Raw genomic sequence first — 21853 nt, 5'->3', positions numbered from 1 at the left:
CCTTCCCGCTTTCGAGGACCGCCATGCTCGTCGCGACCGCTCCCACGGCTGAAGCTGCTTCCCCCGCATCCGCGCCGCCGCCCGAAGCGGTCCTGGCCGAGATCCGCACCATCGCCGGGACGGACCTCGCCACGTGGGCCCGCGCCATCGACGAGGGGGCCTATCCGGCCACGCTGATGCACCGGCTGGGGGATGTGGGCGCCTTCCGCCTGCACGTGAACGAGGGCCATGCGGTCGGCGATGCCATCGAAGGCATGGCGCTGGTGTCCGAGCACTGCGTCTCCACCGGCTTCATGGCCTGGTGCCAGAACACTTTGGCCTGGTATCTCATCAATTCCGAGAATGCGGCCGCCCGGACCAGATATCTCAATGCCGCCGCCAACGGCCAGTTGCTGGGCGGCACGGCTTTGTCCAACCCCATGAAGTCCTTCTTCGGCATCGAGACGCTGAAGCTGAAGGGCACCCGGGTGGCCGGAGGCTACAAGGTCAAGGGCATCCTGCCCTGGGTGTCGAACCTCGGCGCCGACCATGTCTTCGGCGCCATCTTCGCCGTCGAGGGCCGCGACACGCCGGTGATGGCGCTGATCGACTGCGCCGATCCCGCGGTGACCCTGAAGCCCTGCGAGCGCTTCCTGGCCATGGACGGCACCGGCACCTATGGCGTGCAGGTGCGTGACCTGTTCGTACCCGACGAGATGGTGCTGGCGGACGACGCCATGCCGTTCGTGAAGAAGATGCGGGCCGGCTTCATCCTGCTGCAGGCCGGCATGGCAGTGGGCCTGATCCGCGACTGCATCGCGCTGATGCGCGAGGTGGAAGCCCCGCTCGGCCACGTCAACCGCTTCCTGGAGGTGCAGCCCTCGCAGATGGCCGACAGTCTGGCCGGCATCGAGGCCGAGGTGGCAGCGCTGGCCGCAACCCCCTTCGACACTTCCCCCGCCTACTGGCGGCGGGTGGTCGAGGCGCGCCTGCTGGCCGGCGAAGTCAGCGTCCAGGCCGCGCACAACGCCATGCTCCATTGCGGCGCGCGCGGCTATGTGGCCGCCCATCGCTGCCAACGCCGACTGCGCGAGGCCTATTTCGTGGCCATCGTCACCCCTGCCACCAAGCAATTGCGCCTGATGCTGGACGAGATGCCGGCCTGACCCGCCTCCTTCTCAACATCCCAAGACAAGAGGGCATCCATTGCCCCGCGCTTTCTGCCTTCCGCGCCTGTTCGTCTTTCTCGAGAGGGGATCATCATGAGTGAAGTGCTCATTACGCCGTCTGAACTCTCGTCCCTCATCCTCGCCGAACCCACGGTGGTGATCGACACCCGTGATCCCGCCAGCTACGCCACCGGCCATATTCCCGGCGCGGTGAACCTCAACGAGATCTTCACCTATCTCGCCACTTCCACCCCGGAAGGCTATGCGGAGCTGCGGCAGAAGTTCGCCGAGGCTTTCGGCAAGGCGGGCCTCTCCGGCAAGGAAACGGCGGTGATCTACGAGCAGTCCATGAATTCGGGCTTCGGCCAGTCGTGCCGCGGCTATTTCCTGCTCACCTTCCTCGGCTATCCCAAGATCAAGGTGCTGCACGGCGGCTTTGCCGCCTGGGCTGACGCCGGCCTGCCGGTGACCACCGACGTGCCGGCACCCGCCCCCGCCACCTTCCCCATGGACGAGGCCGCCGGCGCCCTCATCATCGATGCCGCCGCCATGCTGGACGCGGTGTCCGATCCCGCCATCTCCAAGCTCGACGTGCGCGACGTGGACGAGTGGATCGGCGAAAGCTCCTCGCCCTATGGCAAGGACTTCTGCCCCCGCAAGGGTCGCATCCCCGGCGCCGTGTGGATCGAGTGGTACCGCATGATGAAGCCCACCGCCGAGGGGCCGCGCTTCAAATCCGCCCCCGAGATCCTGGCCGAATGCGCCACCGTGGGCATCACCCCGGACACGCCGGTCTATCTCTACTGCTTCAAGGGTGCACGGGCCTCCAACACCTTCCTGGCTCTGAAAGAGGCAGGGGTGAAGGACGTGAAGATGTATTTTGGCTCCTGGAACGAATGGTCGCGCGACCCGGCCCTGCCGATCGAGGAGGGGCACCCGGCCGCGACCGCCAGCTAGAGGAGCAAGACGCCGTGCCCGAGATCATCTGCTATTTCAGCCCGCAATCCGGCTACGCCTATCTGGGGCACGCGCGCCTCGTCGCCATCGCCAGGGCGCATGGCGCCACCATCTCCTGGCGCCCCGTCGACATCCTGCAAGTGTTCGCCGCGGGCGGCTCCACCGCCCCGGCCAAGCAGTCGCCGCAGCGCAACGCCTATCGCAAGCAGGACATCGTCCGCTGGGCCAAGCGCGCCGGCATCCCCATCACCACCGAGCCGGCCTACTGGCCGACCGATACCCTGCCGGCCTGCCGCATGATCGTCGCCGCCCAGCGTGAAGGTCTCGATGTCACCGCCCTCATCGGCGCCTGCCTCGGCGCCGTGTGGGCGCGCGACCTGCAGATCGCCGATCGCGACACCCTGATCCGTCTCGCCAACGAGGTGGGGCTCGATGGCGCCCACCTCGTCAGCCTGTCCGACACCCTCTCGGCAGCCGAGGGCGTGGAGCGCAACACCGCCGAAGCCATCGGCGCCGGCGTGTTCGGCTCCCCCTCCTACGTCGTCGATGGCGAACTCTACTTCGGCCAGGACCGGCTCGACTTTGTCGCTGACAAATTGAAGGCCCTGGCGGCGGGAGGCGCCGCATGAGCGCGCGCATCCACGGCCCCGTGGTGATCGTCGGCGCCGGCCAGGCCGCCGCCCAGGCCATCACCTCGCTCCGCGCCGAGGGCTTCTCCGGCGACATCGTGCTCTTTGGCGACGAGCCCTATCTGCCCTACCAGCGCCCGCCCCTGTCCAAGGCCTATCTGGGGGACGAGCTGAGCGAGGAGCGGCTGGAGCTGAAAGCTCCCAAATTCTATGACGACAGCGCCGTCGAGGTGCATCTGAACACCCGCGTCACCCGCCTGCTGCCCGCCGAACATCAGGTGGAGCTGGCCGACGGCAGCCGCCACGCCTATGGCGCCCTGCTCATCGCCACCGGCACCCGGGCCCGCGCCCTGCCGGTGCCGGGGGCGGAACTGGCTGGCGTCTATTCCATCCGCTCCATCGACGATGTGAAGGCGTTCCGCGCCGCCGCCGTGCCGGGGGCGAAGCTCGTCATCATCGGCGGCGGCTATATCGGCCTCGAAGTGGCGGCGAAGGCCCGCAAGCTCGGGCTGGAGGTGACATTGGTGGAAGGCCAGCCCCGGGTGCTGGCCCGGGTGGCCTGCGCCACCATCTCGGACTTCGCCCGCGCCCTGCACGAGGGCCACGGCGTCACTCTCCTCACCGGCATGGGGGTGGCCCGCCTCACCGGCAGCGACCGCGTCAGCAGGGTGGAACTGGCCGATGGCCGCGTGCTGCCGGCGGATCTGGTGCTCTCCGCCGTGGGCGCGGTGCCCAATGCCGAGCTGGCGCAGGCCGCCGGCCTCGCCCTCGACAACGGCGTGAAGGTGGATGCGGCCACCCGCACCAGCGCGCCCGACGTTTACGCCGTGGGCGATGTCGCCTCCTTCCCCAGCGCGCTCTACGGACGGCGCGTGCGCCTTGAATCCGTGCAGAATGCCATCGATCAGGCAAAGGCTGCAGCCAAAGCCATCACCGGGGCGAACGTGGTCTATGACCCGATCCCCTGGTTCTGGTCCGATCAGTATGACGTGAAGCTGCAGATCGCCGGCCTGCTGGACGGCTTCACCCGCACCGAATGTGACGGCGACGTCGCGGCCGCCCGCTTCTGTGTGCGCTATTTCCACGGCGAGCGGCTGATTGCCGTCTGTTCGGTGAACGATCCGAAAAGCCACATGCTGGCCCGCCGCGCCCTGGCGGCGCCGGAGCCGCAGCCCGCCCCCTCCCCTGGATAATCTCACCCAAGGTCAGTCTTGGCATGCTCGTTGCGGAGCGTGCTGCGCGTGACACGCCTCTTCCTCTGCCCAGTGTCAAGGAGATCCGCCGATGTCGATGTTCTCGAACCCGTTCTCAACGAAGTCGAAGCTGTCCCGGCGGTGTGCCTGCGGGCAGCATGAGAACGAGGATGCCCATCGCGCGGCGGAGCGGGCCGCGGCCCTCGATGACGAGAGCCGCTACAAGGAGGTGGTCGCCTCCGGCCTCATGCGGGCCCTGTTCCCCAATGACCTGAAGCGGCGCGCCTTTCTGAAGGCGGTGGGCGCCTCCACGGCGGCCGCGGCGCTCGGCACCTTCTTCCCCCTGGATACGGCCACCGAAGCCTTCGCCGCCACCGGCAAGCCGGAGAAGACCGACCTCAAGGTGGGCTTCATCCCGATCACCTGCGCCACCCCCATCATCATGGCCCACCCCATGGGCTTCTATAAGAAGCACGGACTCAACGTGGACGTGGTGAAGACCGCCGGTTGGGCGGTGGTGCGCGACAAGACCATCAACAAGGAATACGACGCCGCCCACATGCTGGCGCCCATGCCGCTCGCCATCTCCCAGGGCATCGGCTCCAACCCTATTCCGTTCGTCACCGCCGCCATCGAGAACATCAACGGCCAGTCTTTCACCCTTGGCATCAAGCACAAGGACAAGATGGACGTGAAGTCTTGGAAGGGCCTCAAGTTCGCCATTCCCTACGACTTCTCCATGCACAATTATCTGCTGCGCTATCTGTTGGCGGAAAACGGCATCGACCCCGACAACGACGTGCAGCTGCGCGTGGTGCCGCCGCCGGAGATGGTGGCGAACCTGCGAGCCGAGAATATCGACGGCTTCCTGGCCCCCGGCAATGTCGCCCAACGCGCCGTTTATGATGGCGTGGGCTTCATCCATTCCCTGTCGAAGTCCATGTGGGACGGACACCCGTGCTGCGCCTTCGCCGCCAGCCGCGAATTCATCACCACCATGCCGAATACTTATGCGGCGCTGCTCCGGGCCATTGTCGATGCCACCGGCTACGCCTCCAAGGCAGAGAACCGCAAGGCCATCGCCGAAGCCATCGCCCCGGCGGCCTACCTCAACCAGCCGCCCATCGTGCTGGAGCAGGTGCTGGTGGGCAAGTATGCGAACGGCCTCGGCCAGATCAAGGACGACCCGAACCGCATCGATTTCGATCCGTTCCCGTGGGAAAGCTTCGCGGTGTGGATGCTGACCCAGATGAAGCGCTGGGGCCAGGTGAAGGGCGAGGTGGATTACCAGGGCATCGCCAACCAGGTGTTCCTCGCCACCGACGCCGCCAAGGTGATGAAGGAAATGGGCCTCACCCCGCCCGCCACCACCACCAAGAGCTTTTCGGTGATGGGCAAGATGTTCGACCCGGCCAAGCCCGAGGAATACGTCAACTCCTTCGCCATCAAGCGGAGCTGACAGATGAAGAGCCTCGGCGTGCGCGCCGGCATCCTGTCGGTGGTGCTGTTCTTCGCCTTCTGCCTCGTCTGGCAGATCGCCGTCACTCCGAGCGCAAGCTCGGGGCCGGCCCTCGATCCGGAATATGCGAAGCTGATGGGCATCACCACGGCCGGAGCCCAGTCCGCCATGCCGGGGCCCGTGGAGGTGGCGGGCAAGCTGTGGGACGCCCTGAAGGATCCGTTCTACGACAACGGGCCCAACGACAAGGGGCTGGGGCTGCAGCTTGCCTATTCCATCGGCCGCGTCGCTATCGGCTACGGCCTCGCGGTGCTGGTGGCCGTGCCGCTCGGCTTCCTCATCGGCATGTCGGCGCTGGCCTATCGGGCGCTCGATCCGTTCATCCAGGTATTGAAGCCCATTTCGCCTTTGGCCTGGATGCCGCTCGCCCTCTACACCATCAAGGATTCCAACCTCTCTGCCATCTTCGTCATCTTCATCTGCTCGGTCTGGCCCATGCTGCTGAACACCGCGTTCGGGGTCGGCGCAGTGCGCAAGGAATGGCTGAATGTGGCCCGCACCCTGGAGGTGGGGCCGTGGCGCCGGGCGTTCACGGTGATCCTGCCGGCGGCGGCGCCCACCATCCTCACCGGCATGCGCATCTCCATCGGCATTGCCTGGCTGGTCATCGTGGCGGCCGAGATGCTCGTGGGCGGCACCGGCATTGGCTATTTCGTGTGGAACGAGTGGAACAACCTTTCCATCGCCAATGTGATCGTCGGCATCCTGATGATCGGCGTGGTGGGCATGGTGCTGGACCTGATCCTGGCGCGCCTCCAGCGGCGCGTGACCTTTCCGGAGTGAGCGCCATGGCAGAACAGAACCCCAAGTTCATCTCCATCGAAGGCATTTCCCGGCGCTATCCCAAGCGCGAGGGCGGCGTCACCACCATCTTCGAGGACCTGTGGCTGCAGGTGGCGCGCGGCGAGTTCGTCTGCATCATCGGCCATTCCGGCTGCGGCAAGACCTCGGTGCTCAACATCCTGTCGGGCCTCGAAGCGCCGACCGATGGCGCGGTGATCGTCGATGGCCAGGCCATCGAGGGGCCGAGCCTTGATCGCGCGGTGATCTTCCAGGGCCACGCGCTGCTGCCCTGGAAGAGCGTCATGGGCAATGTAGCCTATGCGGTCTCCTCCCGCTGGCGCAGGGCCGGCAAGGCGGAGGTGGAGGAGCGCGCCCGCCGCTTCATCGACCTCGTCGGCCTCAAGGGCAGCGAGATGAAGAAGCCGGCGGAGCTGTCCGGCGGCATGCGCCAGAGGGTGGGAATCGCCCGGGCGCTGTCCATCGAGCCGAAGATCCTGCTCATGGACGAACCCTTCTCCGCCCTCGATGCCTTGACCCGCGGCACCCTGCAGGACGAGGTGCGTCGCATCTGCACCCGCACCGGCCAAACGGTAGTGATGATCACCCACGATGTGGACGAGGCCATCTACCTCGCCGACAAGATCGTGCTGATGACCAATGGCCCCGAGGCGCAGATCGCCGAGGTGGTGGAGAACCCGCTGCCCAAGGATCGCGCCCGCGACAGCGTCCACCGCGCCGCTGATTACTACCCGCTGCGCAATCACCTGGTGGATTTCCTGGTGAGCCGCAGCCGCACCTTCCGCGATGACAAGCCCGCCGGCTACGACCCGCGCCACCCGCCCGTCGTGCGGATCGGCACTGGCGCGCCGGCCGCCGACATCGCCCCCGCTCCGGCCCTCGCCGCCGGCGCACCATAGCCCAATGGCGCCGGCGGGCGGCCCTGCCTGCCGGACCTGTCACACCCCACGCAGACAAGACGAGTGGAGACCACGATGAAGCGTGAAGAACTCACCGAGAAGATCCTCGACATCAAGCGCGAGAAGGGCTGGAGCTGGAAATATATCTGCGAGGAGATCGGCGGCATCTCCCCGGTTCTCATCACCGGCGCGCTGCTGGGCCAGATGAAGCTGGTGAAGCCCCTGGCCAAGAAGGCCGCCACCCTGTTCGGCCTCTCCGAAATGGAAGAGAAGATGCTGAATGAGGTGCCCATGCGCGGCATGCCCATGCCGCCCACCGATCCGCTCATCTATCGCTTCTACGAGCTGATCCTGGTGAACGGCCCGGCGCTCAAGGCGCTGATCGAGGACGAGTTCGGCGACGGCATCATGTCCGCCATCGATTTCGACATGGACATCACCCGCCAGGCCAATGAGAAGGGCGACCGGGTCGGCATCACCATGTCGGGCAAGTTCCTGCCCTACAAATATTACGGCGCCGAACAGGGCATCCCGTCCCTCGGCTACAAGGAAGACTGAGGCGACGTCCGGAGGGGTTCGGGCCACCCGGCCCCTCCGCGCGCGTCAAAGGTCGGCGAAGCGCCGGAAGTTGCGCACCACGTCCTCATAGACCTGCTTCTTGAAGGGGATCACCAGATCCACCACCTCTTCGAGGCCGGCCCAGCGCCAATCCATGAATTCGGGCTTGTGCACGCCGCCGCCGGGGGCGGAAATGTTGATCTCACCATCGGCGCCGGTGAAGCGTAGAGCGAACCACTTCTGGGTCTGACCGCGATACTTGCCCTTCCACGCCTCGCCCGCGATGCGGCCCGGCAGGTCGTAGGTCAGCCAATCCTCCACCTCTGCGAGCTTGGTCACCGAGCGCATGGAGGTTTCTTCATAGAGCTCGCGCAGGGCCGCATCGAACGGCTCCTCGCCCTTGTCGATGCCCCCCTGCGGCAATTGCCAGGAATGGGTCGCGTCCACATGCTCCGGCCCGCCGATGCGACGACCGAGAAAGACTTTTCCCGCCCCGTTGAAGACGCACAGCCCCACGCACGGGCGGTAGGGAAGATCGTGATGGTGCTTGCTCATGGCAAAATCCCGGCGAAGGTGACCGGCGTGTGATGGCCCCTGCCGCGCCGCAGCGCAAGAGGCCGCGGACGCGTCGTCGCCGATCCGGCCCGCGCGCCACCCGCGCACCCGAGCCGGATCATCATCGAGCGGCCCTCAATGGGCGGCGGCGCGCAGATGCGGCAGCACGGTGGAGCCCCAGGCCCGCAGCGAGGCCCAGGTGCGCCGATCGAGCTGGAAGCGATCCACCGGCACCGAGGCGCCAAGCGCGCGCACCTGGCACAGGCCGACGCCGCACCACTGGAAGCCGCACTTCTCCAGCACCCGGCGCGAGGCGGGATTGACCACCCGCGCGGCGCCGGAAAGCACGCCGATGGTGGTTTCAGAAAAGGCATAGTCGATGACGGCCCGGGCCGCCTCGGTGGCCAGGCCCTGGCCCCAATAGGGCTCACCCACCCAATAGCCGAGCTCCGGCGCCAGCTCCGTGGGGCGACGGCCGAAACCGCACATGCCGATGAACTCGAGCTGGCCCTCGCCGCCCTTCAGCAGCAGCGCAAAAGTGGTGGCATCGGGCGTGGCGCCCAGGGTCTCGACGAAGGCATGAGCATCGGACGGACGATAGGGAAAGGGCAGGTTCGCGGTCATTTCCGCGATCTTGCGGTTGTTGGCGAGCTCCGCGACGGCGTGAACGTCCTCGATGCACGGGGCGCGGAGCACCAGCCGATCGGTTTCGAGGACGGGGATACAGCTCTCCGCGAGCGGCGCTCCAAAGGGCGTTTCAACGACGGTCATGGCGGGCTCCAGTCGGGTGGACAAACGAAAACCGGGAAGACGTCTCGTCTCCCCGGTTCGTTCTGGAGCCCTGTTCTCGCGGCGCCGGATCATTGATCCTTTTGGCGTCTCGGGATCCTGGCTCAGGTTCCCACCGGGTCTACGAGACCGGCGGGATCCTGCATTCTTCAGGTCTCGCCGTCTTACTCAGCTGCCTCAGCGGCAGCGGGAACGACAGATACGTAGGTGCGATCGTTCGATTTGGTTCGGAACTCGACCTTGCCGGGCACGAGGGCGAACAGGGTGTGATCCTTGCCGATGCCCACGTTGGTGCCGGGATGCCACTTGGTGCCGCGCTGGCGCACGATGATGTTGCCCGGAATGACCGCCTGGCCACCGAACTTCTTCACGCCAAGGCGCTTGCTCTCTGAATCGCGACCGTTACGGGACGAGCCGCCTGCCTTTTTATGAGCCATTGTTGCTCTCCTCGTTCAGATCAGGCGCCAGCGGCGGCCTCGGGGGCCGGCGCGCCTTCGGTTTTAGCCTCAGCCTTGACGCTCTCGCCCAGGCCGGAAATCTCGGTGATCCGCACCACGGTGAGGTCGGCGCGGAAGCCCCGCTTGCGGCGCGAATTCTGCCGGCGGCGCTTCTTGAACGCGATGACCTTGTCACCACGGGTCTGCTCGACCACCTCGCCGGTCACCACGGCGCCATTCACATGGGGGGCGCCCACGGCGGTGACCTTGCCACCCAGCATCAGCACCGGGAAGGTGAACACGGCACCCACCTCGGCGTCGAGGTGATCGATGGTGATCTCATCGGCGGCGGCAACGCGATACTGCTTGCCGTTTGCCTTAATGACCGCGAACATTCTGTCTCGCTTTCGTGTTCCGCCACGCCTCTCTTGCGGCTTCCGGAGAAGACGGAAGAGGGTGGGCTTCTTTCGGTCGGGTTGGAATGCGGACGCAAGCGCCCGCGCGAAGTCGGTTCGATACAGGAAGCCGGGGGCCGAAGTCAATGTCCGCGGGCGGGCGGCTTCCCGTCGTGCCATGCGCCACGTTTATGGTGCGGTGCCACAGCGACAGCCCCTGGCGGGGCCTATTTGACGTTCACTTTCATGAAGGTGAACGGGGTCGCCGGTGCGAACAGCTTGGCCGCATTGCCGGAATAGACCCTGCCGCCGGTGAGGGTAAGGGTCTTCACCGGTGCGCCCGGCTTCAGGTCCAGATCGCTCAGCGGCACCCAGAAGGTGTTGGGGCTGGTGGCGGAATCGAAGAAATAGACCTTGTTCTTCTGGTCGCTCACCGTCCGCCAGAGGGTGGAGGCGATGTTGGGGGAGCCCGGCTCGATGAAGCCCAGCGGCACGCTCACCGCCCGCATGACGCTCGCCACCGACGCCACCGCCTGATTGTCGTAGGTCTGGTCCGGCACCGCGGTGATGATGGCCGGCTCGGCCTTGGTGGGCAGGGATTTGATGAGGAAGCTCGCCCGCGCGAACCGATCCGCCGCCCGGAAAGTGCCCGGCAGGAACACGGTGCCGCCGATGGCCGCCCAATAAGCGTTGAGGGCCAGTTGCTGGTCGTAGGACGGCGAATTGGTCATCACCTGATACTGCCGGCCGTGGTGGATCACCAGCTTGCCGTCCAGATACTCGAAGATGGCGCTGTCGCCGCTGGAATCGGAGATGGCGAGGTGCAGCTGGGCAGCACGGCCATTGGGCAACTCCGCCGTGGCAACCACGAACGGCTCCTTCTCCAGCACCTTCACCGCTTCATCCACGGTGGCGAAATTGTCGAGCACATATTGGGCCCACAGGGCCATGGAGAGGGTCGGCCGGCCGTTGGGCGCGGGATATTGGGATTCGGCGAGATAGAGCAGGTTGGCCACCAGCCCCTTCTCGTTCATGCCGTCGGCGGTGCCCACGTCATAGCCGGAGGCGATGACACTGCCGTATTTGGAGACCCATTTCGGCGTGTTGGCCCCGGCCGCGCCATCGCGGCTGATGCCGGCGGGAAATGCCCAGAGATTGGTGCGCATGTCTTCCGCCCAGTCCATGGACCGGCCGGTCACCACCACATTGTCACCGCCGAGATAGGTGGCGCGGGTGCAGGCCTGCGCCGGCGCGGCGGCGATGAGGGCCACGGCACAGCCGGCAGCGATGCGACGGAACAGGGACGGGTGAAGGGTGCGCATGAAACCTCTCCGGCGATGACAGAGCCGTTGTTGCCGGCGCCGCGGCATGGGCGCGACGCTCATGCCATCATTCCAATGGAGAAATTTCAAGAAAGAGATACCGGCTCCGCCCACACAGCCAGGCGGAGCCGGTGATCCATGCCCTGTCTGCCCCGAAAAGACATGGACAAGCAGAAAAGAGCACGGCTTCGCCCCCATTTCTCTGAGATGGATCAAATTTGGGTGTATCCAACCTGAAATTTGTCTAATCGAGGGGCGCGTGCCGGAGGGGCCCGGAGTGACCGGCCGGGGCGCTGGAGAGGGTAGATGTACGACAAGGAATCCAAGATGCCGGCGGGCGCCCCCGTCATCCGCACCATCGCCATGCCGGCGGACACCAACCCGAGCGGCGATATTTTCGGTGGCTGGCTGATGTCGCAGATGGATCTGGCCGCCGGCAACGTCGCCGCGCGCCGGTCGCGCGGTCGTGCCGCCACGGTGGCGGTGGAAGCCATGAGCTTCCTGTCGCCGGTGGTGGTGGGAGACGAGGTGAGCCTGTTCGGCCACCTGGTGAAGTCCGGCCGCAGCTCCATGCGCATCGAGGTGGAAGCCTGGCGCCGGGCCCGAGACAGCGAGGAAACCACCAAGGTGACCGAAGCCGTGTTCACCTTCGTGGCCATCGACGAAACAGGTCGCCCCCGCCCGCTGCCGCCGGAGGAATGACCTCCGACGGCCGAACGGGAGCCTAGAGGCCAAGCCCGGCCATGGCCGGCGCCGCATAGCGGGTGCCGGCCACCGCCGCCGGCGCAAACAGGCCGTCGAGGGTGGCGAGCTCCGCCGGCGTGAGGCGGATGAAGGTCGCGGCCACGTTCTCGGTGAGATACTTGATCCGCCGCGTGCCCGGAATGGGGATGACGTGCTCCTGCTTGTTCAGGATCCACGCCAAGGCGATCTGGGCGTTGGTCGCCCCCTTGGCGGTGGCGAAATCCGCCAGCGCCTCCACCAGTTTGTGGTTCTGAGCGAAGGCCTCGCCGGAAAAGCGCGGATTGGCACGGCGGAAATCGTCGGAGGCCAGCGCGTCGGGGGAGGAGACCGCCCCGGTCAGGAACGAGCGGCCGAGCGGACTGTAGGCGACGAAGGCGATACCGAGTTCACGGCAGACCTCCAGCATCTCCTGCTCGGGCTCGCGGCTCCATAGGGAGTATTCGGTCTGCACCGCGGTGATGGGATGCACCTTGTGGGCGCGCCGCAAAGTCTCCACCGAACATTCGGAGAGGCCGAGGAAGCGCACCTTGCCCGCCTCCACCAGCGCCTTCATGGCCCCCACCGTCTCCTCGATGGGCGTGTTGGGGTCCACCCGGTGCTGATAATAAAGATCGATGGTGTCGATGCCGAGCCGGTCGAGGCTGGCGTCGCAGGCGCTTTTCACATAGTCCGGCGTGCCGCAGACACCGAGCCGCTCCCCCTTCGGCCCACGGACATTGCCGAACTTGGTGGCCAGCACCACGCGGTCACGACGGCCCTTGAGGAAGCGCCCGAGCAGACGCTCATTGGCACCCACGCCATACATGTCGGCGGTGTCGAAAAAGGTGATGCCGAGATCCAGCGCCGCGGCCAGGGTTTCCAGAGATTGATTGTCGTCGCTGGGGCCGTAGAATTCGGACATGCCCATGCAGCCGAGGCCGATGGCGGACACGGTGACACCCGAGCGACCAAGCGGGCGGTGGTCCAGAGAAGGATGGTCCATGGTGGGACCTCTCGAATGTGGGAAAAGGATGAGTCCGGCGCCGAATGGCGGGGGACTGAAATGTAAACTACACCGTACCGTTTACTTTGTCAATGCCTGAGACCCCTCCTCCCGGCGGAACCGCCGCCCCTTCGCCCGCCAGCCCACCGCCCTGCGCCGACAAGCCGCCGGTGGCCGACAAGCGCGGCGCCGCCGTGCGCATCCGCAAGGCCGCCCGCCTGCTCTTCCTGGAGAAGGGCTACGAAGGCACCTCCATGGATGCGGTGGCGGCGGCCGCACCGGTCTCCAAGCGCACTCTCTATCACCACTTCGCCAGCAAGGCGGATCTGTTCGCCGCCGTGATCGACGAGGCCTGGTCCCATTTCACCCGCGCGCCGGTGCTGCCGGCGGAGGCCGGCGCCAACCCGCGCCAGGAACTTTCCGCTTATGTGGACCGCCTCAAGGCCCATTGGGACCGGCCGGACGTGATTCCCCTGCTGCGGCTGGTGATCGCCGAGGCGCCGCGCTTTCCGGAATTGTCCCGCGCCTATTTCGCCGCCGGCAAGGAACCGGCGGTGAAAGGGCTCGCCACCTATCTGGCCAGCCTGGCCGCCGCCGGCCGGCTCTCGCCGGGCCTCGACCCGACCCTGGCGGCCGCCCAGTTTCTGGGGGCGATCAAGGAACCACTGTTCTGGCCCCGCGTGCTGGGCGTGCCGGTGGCGTTCTGCGCCGATGCGGCGGTCGATCGCGCCATCGGCGCCCTGCTGCGCGACACACCGCCGCCGGAAACGCCCCCGCGCTGAACCGGTCCGCTCCGCCACAGGCAAGGGTGCCCCGCGCCGCCCCAGCTTGCCCCGCACCGGCGCGGCTGCTAAGAGCCGCGCCATCCCGCCCTTGCGCGGCGTTTCATTCCCCAAGCAGAACAGGACGATCCCCATGGCGATCGAGCGCACCTTCTCGATCATCAAGCCCGACGCGACCCGTCGCAATCTCACCGGCGCCGTCAACGCCGTGATCGAGAAGGCCGGCTTGCGCATTGTCGCGCAGAAGCGCGTGCTGATGACCAAGGCCCAGGCCGAGACCTTTTATGCCGTTCACAAGGAGCGGCCCTTCTTCAACGACCTCGTCGCCTTCATGACCTCCGGTCCGGTGGTGGTGCAGGTGCTGGAGGCCGAGGGCGCCATCGCCAAGTATCGCGACGTGATGGGCGCCACCAACCCGGCCAACGCCGCCGACGGCACCATTCGCAAGCTGTTCGCCGAATCCATCGAGGCCAACTCGGCCCATGGCTCCGACAGCGCCGAGAACGCCGCGGTGGAAATCGCCCAGTTCTTCGCCGGCAACGAGATCGTCGGCTGAGGCTGTCCCTGGGGCCCGGCGCGTCCGGGCCCCGCTTACACGCTCCGGCCATCATGGCCACCGGCCCGGCCGACGCCCATCGTGCGGAGCGTGTCGCGGAGCAAAACCGCAACCGTTTGCGCCTGGACGCCACGGGTGCTGCCCCTTAAGACACCTGCCCATGCGGCGAGCACGGGCTGCCCCGCCGCCTCAACCTGCGCCCAGCCCTGACCCAATCGCCGGCCGCGCCCCGCGTTTGGAATCATCGCCCACCCGACGGGAACGCCCATGGATCTCACCGCCCCCACCTTCTGGGTCTCGCTGCTCCAGGTGGTCTGGATCGACCTGCTGTTGTCCGGCGACAATGCGGTGGTGATCGCCCTGGCCTGCCGCTCCCTGCCGAAATCCCAGCGCACCTGGGGCATCATTCTGGGCGCCGGCGCCGCCGTGGTGCTGCGCATTCTGTTCGCCCTGGCGGTCTCGCTGCTGCTGGGCATCCCGTTTCTGAAGATCGTGGGCGGCCTGCTGCTGCTGTGGATCGCCCTGAAGCTCGCCACAGATGGTGATGGCGATGCCCATGAGGTGAAGGCGGCGGACACTCTGTTCAAGGCGGTGCGCACCATCGCCATCGCCGATGCGGTGATGAGCCTCGACAATGTGGTGGCCATCGCCGCCGCCTCCCGCGGCCACCCCGAGCTGTTCATCTTCGGCCTGCTGCTCACCATTCCGCTGATCGTGTTCGGCTCGCAGATCCTGCTGCGGCTGCTCACCCGCTTCCCGCTGCTCATCTGGGCGGGCGCGGCGCTGCTCGGCTGGATCGCCGGCGAGATGCTGGTGGGTGATGCTCTGTCCCTGCAGGGCCTGGCCCATCTCGATCCCTCCCTGGTGGCGGTGGACGATCACGGCGCCCATCCCGCCGCTTTGCCCCGCTACCTCGCCTCCACCATCGGCGCGGTGTTCGTCGTGGGCCTCGGGCTCTACCTGCGCCGCCGTGGCGACAAGGCGGAGGCCGAGGCGTAAGCCCCGGCCTGGCCGCCGGGGCCTGCGGAAAGCAGGCGACGGCGGTTTGTCCTTTGTCTAAGGTGCGGGCATGATCAGCCGTGTTGCCCCGCCGGCCCCCGCCGTTTCCCGTCCCGTCCCCTCCCGGCCTCTCGTGCGCGCCTCCGCCTGCCCGCACGACTGCCCCTCCACCTGCGCGCTGGAGGTGGAGATCGAGCCCACAGGCCGCATCGGCCGGGTGCGGGGCGCCCGCGACAACAGCTATACCGCCGGCGTCATCTGCGCCAAGGTCGCCCGCTATGCCGAGCGCGCCAACCATCCCGACCGGCTGCTGACGCCGCTCAAGCGCACCGGGCCCAAGGGCTCAGGCCAGTTCACCCCCATCTCCTGGGACGAGGCCCTCGACCTCGTGGCGGACGGCCTCCTGGCGGCCGAGCGGGCCCACGGCGCCCAATCCATCTGGCCCTATTATTATGCCGGCACCATGGGTCTGGTGATGCGCGACGGCATCAACCGGCTGACCCATGCCAAGGGCTATTCCCGCTTCTTCTCCACCATCTGCGTGAACCCCGCCTGGAGCGGCTATCTGGCCGGTGCCGGGCGGCTCTCGGGCGCCGATCCGCGGGAGATGGCGCAGGCCGACCTCATCACCCTGTGGGGCACCAACGCCGTGTCCACCCAGGTCAATGTGATGACCCACGCCATCAAGGCCCGCAAGGAGCGGGGCGCCAGGATCGCGGTGGTGGACGTCTATCGCACCCCCACCATGGAGCAGGCGGACATTCCCCTGCTGATCCGCCCCGGCACCGACGGCGCGCTCGCCTGCGCGGTCATGCACGTGCTGTTCCGCGACGACCACGCCGACCGCGCCTATCTCGATGGCTACGCCCGCGACACCGCCGAGCTGGAAGCCCATGTCGCCAGCCGCACCCCGGCGTGGGCGGCGGCCATCACCGGCCTGCCGGAAGCGGAGATCGAGGCCTATGCGGCGCTGGTGGGAGCGACGCCCCGCGCCTTCTTCCGCATCGGCTACGGCGTCTCGCGCTCGCGCAACGGGGCGGTGAACATGCATGCGGTGGCCTCCATACCGGTGGTGACGGGGGCCTGGCAGCAGCTTGGCGGCGGCGCCGTGCACACGCTGTCCGGCATCTACGGCTGGAACAAGACCCTCATCGAAGGCCTCGACATGCGTGACCCCGCGACCCGCGCCCTCGACCAGTCGCGCATTGGCCCCATCCTCACCGGCGATGCCGAGGCCCTGGGGGCCGGACCGAAGGTGGCGGCGCTGTTCATCCAGAACACCAATCCGGTGGTGGTGGCGCCGGAGCAGGAGAAGGTGCGCGCCGGCTTCGCCCGCGACGACCTGTTCGTGGTGGCCCATGAGCAGTTCATGACCGACACCGCCCGCATGGCCGACATCGTGCTGCCCGCCACCATGTTCACCGAGCATGACGACCTCTATCAGGCCGGCGGGCACCCCCATGTGCTGTTCGGCCCCAAACTGGTGGAGCCGCCGGGCGCGTGCCGATCCAACCACGAGGTGGTCTGCGCCCTGGCCGGCCGGCTCGGCGCCCACCATCGGGGCTTCACCCTCAGCCCGCGCGAGATCATCGACGAAACCTTGCGGATGAGCGGCCGCGGCAGCCTCGCGGAGCTGGAGGCGGCGCGCTTCCTTGATGTGCACGAGCCGTTCGAGACCGCCCATTTCCTCGATGGCTTCGGCCATGGCGACAAGCGCTTCCATTTCGCCGCCGACTGGGCCGGCCTGCCGTTCGCGGCGCCGGGCAAGTTCGGCCCGGTGGCGCAGATGCCCGCGTTGCCCGACCATTGGGACGTGATCGAGGAGGCGACATCCGATTACCCGTTCCGCCTCGTCACCGCGCCGGCCCGCAGCTTCCTCAATTCCACCTTCACGGAAACCGCGACCTCGGCGGAGCGGGAAGGCCCGCCCTCGCTGCTGATGCATCCGGACGACGCCGCCATGCTGGGCCTTGCCGCCGGCGATCCGGTGGAGGTGGAGAGCGCCCGTGGCCGGGTGCAGCTCGACCTGCGGCTGTTCGAGGGCGTGCGGCGCGGGGTGGTGGTGTCCGAGCAGATCCAACCCAACCGCGCCCACGCCGGCGGTCGCGGCATCAACACCCTGACCGGCGCCGACCCGGTCGCCCCGGTGGGCGGCGCCGCCTTCCACGACAACCGCGTGCGGGTGCGGCAAAAAGTTAAGAGTTGATTAACACAAATTTATATATTTATGGTTGTAGCCACCCAGATCATCGGGGGGCCGACCATGTGCCCGCAAGACACCGACGACACCGCAGCCGCGGCCTCCTCCAACCCCACTCCCACGGGCACCGAACCGGGCCCGACACGGGGTGATGCGACCGAGGGATCAAGCGCATCCCCCCCGCCGCGCGGCGACAGGCGCGGGCGTTCGGGACAGCCCCGTGGACGTCGCGCCGAAGACGACATTCCCGTGGAGCGCATCTCCGGCCATCACCCGATGATGATGCTGGGCGTGGCCCTGGTCACCATCATCATGCTGCTGGTGGCGCTGTGGGCGGTCACGACCCTGCGTTTCTCCTGTGAACTCTCCCGGGTGACGTCGGCATTCATCATCGCCACGGCGGTGGGCTGCTTTCTGGCGGCCTTGGGCGGCACCGTGGGCCTGAGGGGCACGGTCTTCGGCATCCCCATGCGCGCCGCAGGCGGCGCCGGCGCCTTCGTGCTGTGCATCATCATCGTGCTTGCGACCGTTCCCGGCACCTGCAACGCGGATCAGGCCGCTTTCGTCATTCGCAATTTCCGGCAAGTCTCCGGATGGACGCAACCCCAGGAGCCCCCGACCTTCGCTCGGATTTCTCACAATAACTCATCCAAATTAATCACTACTGATGAACGTGAATATGCTGGAAATTACGATGGAACTATCCTATTTGTTTTAAGCGGAAAAACAAATATTCACCACTCAATAGAAATTTTTAGAATCGTTAACAACTCAATTTTTAAGTTTAAATGCGACATAAACATCAAGGTGCAAAGCGATCCGCCAAAAATAAAAAACGACATATATAAGGTCGATACAGGTGAGATAAACGCGGACGAAAAAATATTCGCATTTGATTTTGTCCACGACCCCGCCATCTCCAACCACCGTAGCGCAAGCGGCCAAGGCCCTGCTGCGCTGGGGCCGCCGATCGCGATCGACTCGTGTCTTCAGGTCGCTGAAGCGCAGCCACTGCAGCCACCCAATACGCAGGCAAACATCGCCAACACCGGCTCCGCGACCAGCGCGCGCAGCATTCCTGTCTGGGTCAACTCTGACATCTGGGTGGTGCCGCTCGGGCCGGTGGAACAATTCAGGTCCATGGCCAGCAGTTGGAAGCGGTCACAAATCGCCGTCTATGTCCGGGGCTCGCCCGCGGCGGTGCCGCGTGGGGGCGCCACTCCCGGAGAAAGTGTGTCGCCAAGCGAGAAGTCCATGCAGATCAGCGATACGGAGGTTGTCCGCTCCTCCCTCCCGATGACGCCGGAGCCTGCGACGACGATCCCGACGAAGCGCACGACCGGCCACGCCACTCGCGCGTGTGATCAAATGGCGGCAAACGCAGCCGTCGATCGGATCATCGACCAACTCACCATCGAGAAGGATCAGCTCAAGACCGTCGTGGAACAATGGTCCTGCGCCCGCAATCGCATCGCCGACCGGCTCGCCGACCTTGCCGCCGAGCCCACGCTCTCGACAGAGGCGGTGGACACCCAGAGGCAGCTCCTGGATCTGGTGCGCGCCGTCACGTCCGAGGTGGATCTGTGCTGGTCCATCTCCATCGCCAATCGGGCCCAGCGGGCCGGACGCTGCGCGGCGCCCGCCCAGCCGGCCCGGCCCGGACGCATGCGCGACCTCTCAATCGCGCTGCCCTGGAGCGACAAGCTGCGCAAGGCAGTCATCGCCAGCCTCTCGGCCAACGACGCGACAGTGCGCACCAGCGCCCAGCTGGTGGTCGCAAACTACCCCGCGCGTGAGATCCAGCAGAGTATCGAGGACCAGTTGCGGACCAGTCGCGACACCCTCCAGAAAGCACAGCTGGCCGACGCTTATGCCCGCATGCTGTACAACGCCATCTACGAATATTTCTTCGCCGATGACCTGACCAATGCGGATGTGGCCGACATCAGGACGCGGCTCCAGCAGATCAGCGCCACCAGGGGCGCGCTCTCGGCGCCGGAGCAGACCGCTGCGGAAGCGTATGTTCATTATATCCGCGCGGTGGTGCTGCAGAAATGGCGACAGACCCGCGCCGACGCCGACAAGGACCTGATCGCCGAATCCTATGGCAAGCTGCTGGCCCTGACGGTGGACAGCGCCCGCCATTACCGCTTTCCCCACCACATCGCCGTGGCACTCGCTTTCGACAGGAATGAGCTCGAGAAGTTCAACCAGTTGGACGGCGCGCAGTTCAACGCTCTCAGCGGCGGCAGCGCGCTCACCCTGGCCAGCGACGGCAGGCTGAGCCTTTACCCGGTGCCGCCAAGCAACCCCGCCGAGCCCAAGGCCGACACGACCCCCCTCGGCCCGCCAACCCAGAACGACAGGTCCCCCACCGTCGCCTTCATGAAATATGGCGACTGGAGCCTGGTCTACCGCAACAATCGCTGGGGCTGGCTGAACACACCGCAGACCACCGCGTCGAACCATTGACGGCCGACGGCCCCGCCCTCACACCTTCGGGGCGATCAGCGGCTTGAGGCCGGGCTCCACGCCGGCGATGGCCACCCGTTCGTCGGCCACCGTGAGGCGGCCGGCGGCCAGCAGTTCGAGGCCCTTGGGGTAGATCAGGTGTTCCTGGGTCAGCACCCGGGCAGCCAGAACATCCGGCGTGTCGTCGGTCTCGATGGGCACCGCCGCCTGCAGGATGATGGGCCCCTCATCCATTTCCGCGCGCACGAAATGCACCGTGCAGCCATGGAAGCGCACGCCCAGCTCCAGCGCCCGCTCATGGGTGTGCAGGCCCTTGAAGGCGGGCAGGAGCGAGGGATGCACATTGATCATCCGGTCGCGCCAGCGCTCCACCAGCCAGGGGGTGAGCAGCCGCATGAAGCCGGCCAGGCAGACGATCTCGATGCCGTCGTCGCGCAGCACCGCGTCCAGCGCCTCGTCGAACGCCTGGCGATCGGCAAAGCCCTTGTGGCTCAGAACCTTGGTGGGAATGCCATGGGCCTTGGCGAAGTCCAGCCCGGCCGCATCGGCACGGTTGGAGAGCACCAGGGCGATCTCCGCCGGAAAGCCCGGCCGGGCGGCCGCCTCGACCAGCGCCGCCATGTTGGAGCCGCGCCCGGAAATAAGCACCGCCGCCCGCTTGCGGCCGGCGGCCGTCACGGTTGCGCTCATGCCGTGAACCCGAAATCGGCCGCGCCCTCATAGACCACATGGGCCGCGCCCGCGCCGGGCTCGATGACGCCCAGGCGAACCACCGTCTCGCCCGCCGCGGCGAAGGCGTCCGCCACCTTCTCCTCCAGCTCCGCCGGCACCACCACCGCCATGCCCACGCCGCAGTTGAAGGCGCGCAGCATCTCCTCCGGCGCCACCTGCCCGACGCTGGCGAGCCAGCGGAACACCGGCGGCACGATCAGATTGGTGAGGTCGATGCGGGCGATGGTGCCCTTGGGCAGCACCCGCGGCAGGTTCTCGGTGATGCCGCCGCCGGTGACATGGGCAAGCGCCTTCACCGCGCCGGTGGCCCGGATCACCGCCAGCGTGCTCTTCACATAGAGCCGGGTGGGGGTGAGGAGCGCCGCGCCCAGGCTCTGGGCCGGGGCAAACGGGGCCGGCGCCTCCCAGCCGAGACCGGACCGCTCGACGATGCGGCGCACCAGGGAATAGCCGTTGGAATGCACGCCGGCCGAGCCAAGGCCCAGAATGACGTCGCCGGGGGCCACATCGGGGCGCGGCAGCAGGTCACCGCGCTCCACCGCGCCCACCGAGAAGCCGGCGAGGTCATAGTCGCCATCGCCATACATGCCCGGCATCTCGGCGGTCTCGCCGCCCACCAGGGCGCAGCCGGCTTCCTTGCAGGCCCGGGCGATGCCGGCGACGATGTGGGCGCCCACATCCGGCGCCAGCCGGCCGGTGGCGAAATAATCGAGGAAGAACAGGGGCTCGGCCCCCTGCACCACCAGATCGTTCACGCACATGGCGACGAGGTCGATGCCGATGGTGTCGTGCACCCCGGTTTCGATGGCGATCTTGAGCTTGGTGCCCACACCGTCGGTGGTGGCCACCAGCAGCGGATCGTTGAAGCCGGCGGCCTTCAGATCGAACACGCCGCCGAACCCGCCGATATCGGCGTCGGCGCCGCGGCGGGCGGTGGCCTTCACCAGCGGCTTGATGAGATCGACGAGGCGATTGCCGGCGTCGATATCGACGCCCGCGTCGCGATAGGAAAGTCCGTCCTGAGCCATCGGGTCCTCGCGGCAGGGCGGCGCTTCGCCGAGCGATACGCTCCACGCCCCGACCTGGTTGGGCTTGTGGCGCGTGCCGCGCCTGTCCGCGCGGCTTAGCCGCGAACGCCTTCGCGCGCAAGGCGGGCGTGATGCAGGGCAGGCCCGCTCCCACCG

General features: G+C 67.0%; 22 protein-coding genes. 14 read left to right on the top strand and 8 right to left on the bottom strand.

Going from position 1 to position 21853, the window contains the following annotated elements:
- Nucleotides 1-23: 23 nt before the first annotated feature.
- The 8 genes from MEU52_RS16385 (at nucleotide 24) to cynS (ending at nucleotide 7704) form a co-directional block, all read left to right on the top strand.
- Complete coding sequence (locus MEU52_RS16385; RefSeq protein WP_238122079.1) at nucleotides 24-1145, top strand: acyl-CoA dehydrogenase family protein; 1122 nt, start codon at nucleotides 24-26, stop codon at nucleotides 1143-1145.
- Nucleotides 1146-1241: 96 nt separating this feature from the next.
- Nucleotides 1242-2105: a sulfurtransferase gene (locus MEU52_RS16380; protein ID WP_238122080.1), complete on the top strand. Its 864-nt coding sequence runs from the start codon at nucleotides 1242-1244 to the stop codon at nucleotides 2103-2105.
- 14 nt (nucleotides 2106-2119) lie between these two features.
- A complete protein-coding gene (locus MEU52_RS16375) occupies nucleotides 2120-2734 on the top strand; it encodes a 2-hydroxychromene-2-carboxylate isomerase (protein WP_238122081.1) in 615 nt (204 codons plus the stop codon).
- Nucleotides 2731-3927: an NAD(P)/FAD-dependent oxidoreductase gene (locus MEU52_RS16370; protein WP_238122082.1), complete on the top strand. Its 1197-nt coding sequence runs from the start codon at nucleotides 2731-2733 to the stop codon at nucleotides 3925-3927. The genes MEU52_RS16375 and MEU52_RS16370 overlap by 4 nt, the downstream gene beginning before the upstream one ends.
- A 91-nt stretch (nucleotides 3928-4018) precedes the next feature.
- On the top strand, nucleotides 4019-5386 hold the full coding sequence (locus tag MEU52_RS16365) for a CmpA/NrtA family ABC transporter substrate-binding protein (protein ID WP_238122083.1): 1368 nt from the start codon (nucleotides 4019-4021) through the stop codon (nucleotides 5384-5386).
- Nucleotides 5387-5389: 3 nt separating this feature from the next.
- Nucleotides 5390-6229, top strand: a complete 840-nt coding sequence (gene ntrB / locus MEU52_RS16360; protein WP_238122084.1) for a nitrate ABC transporter permease — start codon at nucleotides 5390-5392, stop codon at nucleotides 6227-6229.
- 5 nt (nucleotides 6230-6234) lie between these two features.
- Nucleotides 6235-7146, top strand: coding sequence for an ABC transporter ATP-binding protein (locus tag MEU52_RS16355; RefSeq protein WP_238122085.1), 912 nt, complete (start codon nucleotides 6235-6237; stop codon nucleotides 7144-7146).
- A gap of 75 nt (nucleotides 7147-7221) precedes the next feature.
- Nucleotides 7222-7704 carry a cyanase gene (cynS, locus tag MEU52_RS16350; protein WP_238122086.1) on the top strand — a complete coding sequence of 161 codons (483 nt, stop codon included), beginning with the start codon at nucleotides 7222-7224 and terminating at the stop codon, nucleotides 7702-7704.
- Nucleotides 7705-7749: 45 nt separating this feature from the next.
- On the opposite strand, the gene MEU52_RS16345 is transcribed toward cynS, so the two are convergent.
- The 5 genes from MEU52_RS16345 to MEU52_RS16325 form a co-directional block, all read right to left on the bottom strand.
- On the bottom strand, nucleotides 7750-8259 hold the full coding sequence (locus tag MEU52_RS16345; protein ID WP_238122087.1) for an RNA pyrophosphohydrolase: 510 nt from the start codon (nucleotides 8257-8259) through the stop codon (nucleotides 7750-7752).
- A 135-nt stretch (nucleotides 8260-8394) separates the two neighbouring features.
- Nucleotides 8395-9030 carry a GNAT family N-acetyltransferase gene (locus tag MEU52_RS16340; protein ID WP_238122088.1) on the bottom strand — a complete coding sequence of 212 codons (636 nt, stop codon included), beginning with the start codon at nucleotides 9028-9030 and terminating at the stop codon, nucleotides 8395-8397.
- Between the two features lie 182 nt (nucleotides 9031-9212).
- Entirely contained in the window at nucleotides 9213-9485 is a 273-nt protein-coding gene (gene rpmA / locus MEU52_RS16335; protein ID WP_238122089.1) for a 50S ribosomal protein L27, read from the bottom strand.
- A gap of 20 nt (nucleotides 9486-9505) precedes the next feature.
- Nucleotides 9506-9880, bottom strand: coding sequence for a 50S ribosomal protein L21 (gene rplU, locus MEU52_RS16330; RefSeq protein WP_238122090.1), 375 nt, complete (start codon nucleotides 9878-9880; stop codon nucleotides 9506-9508).
- Between the two features lie 227 nt (nucleotides 9881-10107).
- Complete coding sequence (locus MEU52_RS16325) at nucleotides 10108-11202, bottom strand: linear amide C-N hydrolase (RefSeq protein ID WP_238122091.1); 1095 nt, start codon at nucleotides 11200-11202, stop codon at nucleotides 10108-10110.
- Nucleotides 11203-11508: 306 nt separating this feature from the next.
- On the opposite strand from MEU52_RS16325, the gene MEU52_RS16320 reads away from it, so the two are divergent.
- Nucleotides 11509-11904 (top strand): acyl-CoA thioesterase, encoded by a 396-nt coding sequence (locus tag MEU52_RS16320; RefSeq protein WP_238122092.1) that lies wholly within the window; start codon nucleotides 11509-11511, stop codon nucleotides 11902-11904.
- Nucleotides 11905-11926: 22 nt separating this feature from the next.
- On the opposite strand, the gene MEU52_RS16315 is transcribed toward MEU52_RS16320, so the two are convergent.
- A complete protein-coding gene (locus MEU52_RS16315; protein ID WP_238122093.1) occupies nucleotides 11927-12928 on the bottom strand; it encodes an aldo/keto reductase in 1002 nt (333 codons plus the stop codon).
- A gap of 92 nt (nucleotides 12929-13020) precedes the next feature.
- On the opposite strand from MEU52_RS16315, the gene MEU52_RS16310 reads away from it, so the two are divergent.
- From MEU52_RS16310 to MEU52_RS16290, 5 genes are all read left to right on the top strand, one after another.
- Nucleotides 13021-13710, top strand: coding sequence for a TetR/AcrR family transcriptional regulator (locus MEU52_RS16310; protein ID WP_238122094.1), 690 nt, complete (start codon nucleotides 13021-13023; stop codon nucleotides 13708-13710).
- Between the two features lie 133 nt (nucleotides 13711-13843).
- On the top strand, nucleotides 13844-14266 hold the full coding sequence (gene ndk, locus MEU52_RS16305; protein WP_238122095.1) for a nucleoside-diphosphate kinase: 423 nt from the start codon (nucleotides 13844-13846) through the stop codon (nucleotides 14264-14266).
- A gap of 267 nt (nucleotides 14267-14533) precedes the next feature.
- On the top strand, nucleotides 14534-15265 hold the full coding sequence (locus MEU52_RS16300; protein ID WP_238122096.1) for a TerC family protein: 732 nt from the start codon (nucleotides 14534-14536) through the stop codon (nucleotides 15263-15265).
- 70 nt (nucleotides 15266-15335) lie between these two features.
- Nucleotides 15336-17471, top strand: coding sequence for a molybdopterin-containing oxidoreductase family protein (locus MEU52_RS16295; protein WP_238122097.1), 2136 nt, complete (start codon nucleotides 15336-15338; stop codon nucleotides 17469-17471).
- A 243-nt stretch (nucleotides 17472-17714) separates the two neighbouring features.
- On the top strand, nucleotides 17715-19937 hold the full coding sequence (locus MEU52_RS16290) for a QueT transporter family protein (protein ID WP_238122098.1): 2223 nt from the start codon (nucleotides 17715-17717) through the stop codon (nucleotides 19935-19937).
- 18 nt (nucleotides 19938-19955) lie between these two features.
- On the opposite strand, the gene purN is transcribed toward MEU52_RS16290, so the two are convergent.
- Nucleotides 19956-20627: a phosphoribosylglycinamide formyltransferase gene (gene purN / locus MEU52_RS16285; RefSeq protein WP_238122099.1), complete on the bottom strand. Its 672-nt coding sequence runs from the start codon at nucleotides 20625-20627 to the stop codon at nucleotides 19956-19958.
- Nucleotides 20624-21697 (bottom strand): phosphoribosylformylglycinamidine cyclo-ligase, encoded by a 1074-nt coding sequence (purM, locus tag MEU52_RS16280; protein WP_238122100.1) that lies wholly within the window; start codon nucleotides 21695-21697, stop codon nucleotides 20624-20626. Before purM ends, purN begins: the two co-directional genes overlap by 4 nt.
- Between the last annotated feature and the right edge of the window lie 156 nt (nucleotides 21698-21853).

This window comes from Xanthobacter sp. NM-25, assembly GCF_022138605.1.
Lineage (GTDB): Bacteria > Pseudomonadota > Alphaproteobacteria > Rhizobiales > Xanthobacteraceae > Xanthobacter.
Note: the sequence above shows the minus strand (reverse complement) of the source record. Positions and strands in the feature narration are given on the sequence as shown.

What these genes read in the sequence shown, in the direction of transcription:
- MEU52_RS16385 (WP_238122079.1), top strand. Translation starts at nt 24, where the DNA reads ATGCTCGTCGCGACCGCTCCCACGGCTGAAGCTGCTTCCCCCGCATCC.
- MEU52_RS16380 (WP_238122080.1), top strand. Translation starts at nt 1,242, where the DNA reads ATGAGTGAAGTGCTCATTACGCCGTCTGAACTCTCGTCCCTCATCCTC.
- MEU52_RS16370 (WP_238122082.1), top strand. Translation starts at nt 2,731, where the DNA reads ATGAGCGCGCGCATCCACGGCCCCGTGGTGATCGTCGGCGCCGGCCAG.
- MEU52_RS16365 (WP_238122083.1), top strand. Translation starts at nt 4,019, where the DNA reads ATGTCGATGTTCTCGAACCCGTTCTCAACGAAGTCGAAGCTGTCCCGG.
- ntrB (WP_238122084.1), top strand. Translation starts at nt 5,390, where the DNA reads ATGAAGAGCCTCGGCGTGCGCGCCGGCATCCTGTCGGTGGTGCTGTTC.
- MEU52_RS16355 (WP_238122085.1), top strand. Translation starts at nt 6,235, where the DNA reads ATGGCAGAACAGAACCCCAAGTTCATCTCCATCGAAGGCATTTCCCGG.
- cynS (WP_238122086.1), top strand. Translation starts at nt 7,222, where the DNA reads ATGAAGCGTGAAGAACTCACCGAGAAGATCCTCGACATCAAGCGCGAG.
- MEU52_RS16345 (WP_238122087.1), bottom strand. Translation starts at nt 8,259, where the DNA reads ATGAGCAAGCACCATCACGATCTTCCCTACCGCCCGTGCGTGGGGCTG.
- MEU52_RS16340 (WP_238122088.1), bottom strand. Translation starts at nt 9,030, where the DNA reads ATGACCGTCGTTGAAACGCCCTTTGGAGCGCCGCTCGCGGAGAGCTGT.
- rpmA (WP_238122089.1), bottom strand. Translation starts at nt 9,485, where the DNA reads ATGGCTCATAAAAAGGCAGGCGGCTCGTCCCGTAACGGTCGCGATTCA.
- rplU (WP_238122090.1), bottom strand. Translation starts at nt 9,880, where the DNA reads ATGTTCGCGGTCATTAAGGCAAACGGCAAGCAGTATCGCGTTGCCGCC.
- MEU52_RS16325 (WP_238122091.1), bottom strand. Translation starts at nt 11,202, where the DNA reads ATGCGCACCCTTCACCCGTCCCTGTTCCGTCGCATCGCTGCCGGCTGT.
- MEU52_RS16320 (WP_238122092.1), top strand. Translation starts at nt 11,509, where the DNA reads ATGTACGACAAGGAATCCAAGATGCCGGCGGGCGCCCCCGTCATCCGC.
- MEU52_RS16315 (WP_238122093.1), bottom strand. Translation starts at nt 12,928, where the DNA reads ATGGACCATCCTTCTCTGGACCACCGCCCGCTTGGTCGCTCGGGTGTC.
- MEU52_RS16310 (WP_238122094.1), top strand. Translation starts at nt 13,021, where the DNA reads ATGCCTGAGACCCCTCCTCCCGGCGGAACCGCCGCCCCTTCGCCCGCC.
- ndk (WP_238122095.1), top strand. Translation starts at nt 13,844, where the DNA reads ATGGCGATCGAGCGCACCTTCTCGATCATCAAGCCCGACGCGACCCGT.
- MEU52_RS16300 (WP_238122096.1), top strand. Translation starts at nt 14,534, where the DNA reads ATGGATCTCACCGCCCCCACCTTCTGGGTCTCGCTGCTCCAGGTGGTC.
- MEU52_RS16295 (WP_238122097.1), top strand. Translation starts at nt 15,336, where the DNA reads ATGATCAGCCGTGTTGCCCCGCCGGCCCCCGCCGTTTCCCGTCCCGTC.
- purN (WP_238122099.1), bottom strand. Translation starts at nt 20,627, where the DNA reads ATGAGCGCAACCGTGACGGCCGCCGGCCGCAAGCGGGCGGCGGTGCTT.
- purM (WP_238122100.1), bottom strand. Translation starts at nt 21,697, where the DNA reads ATGGCTCAGGACGGACTTTCCTATCGCGACGCGGGCGTCGATATCGAC.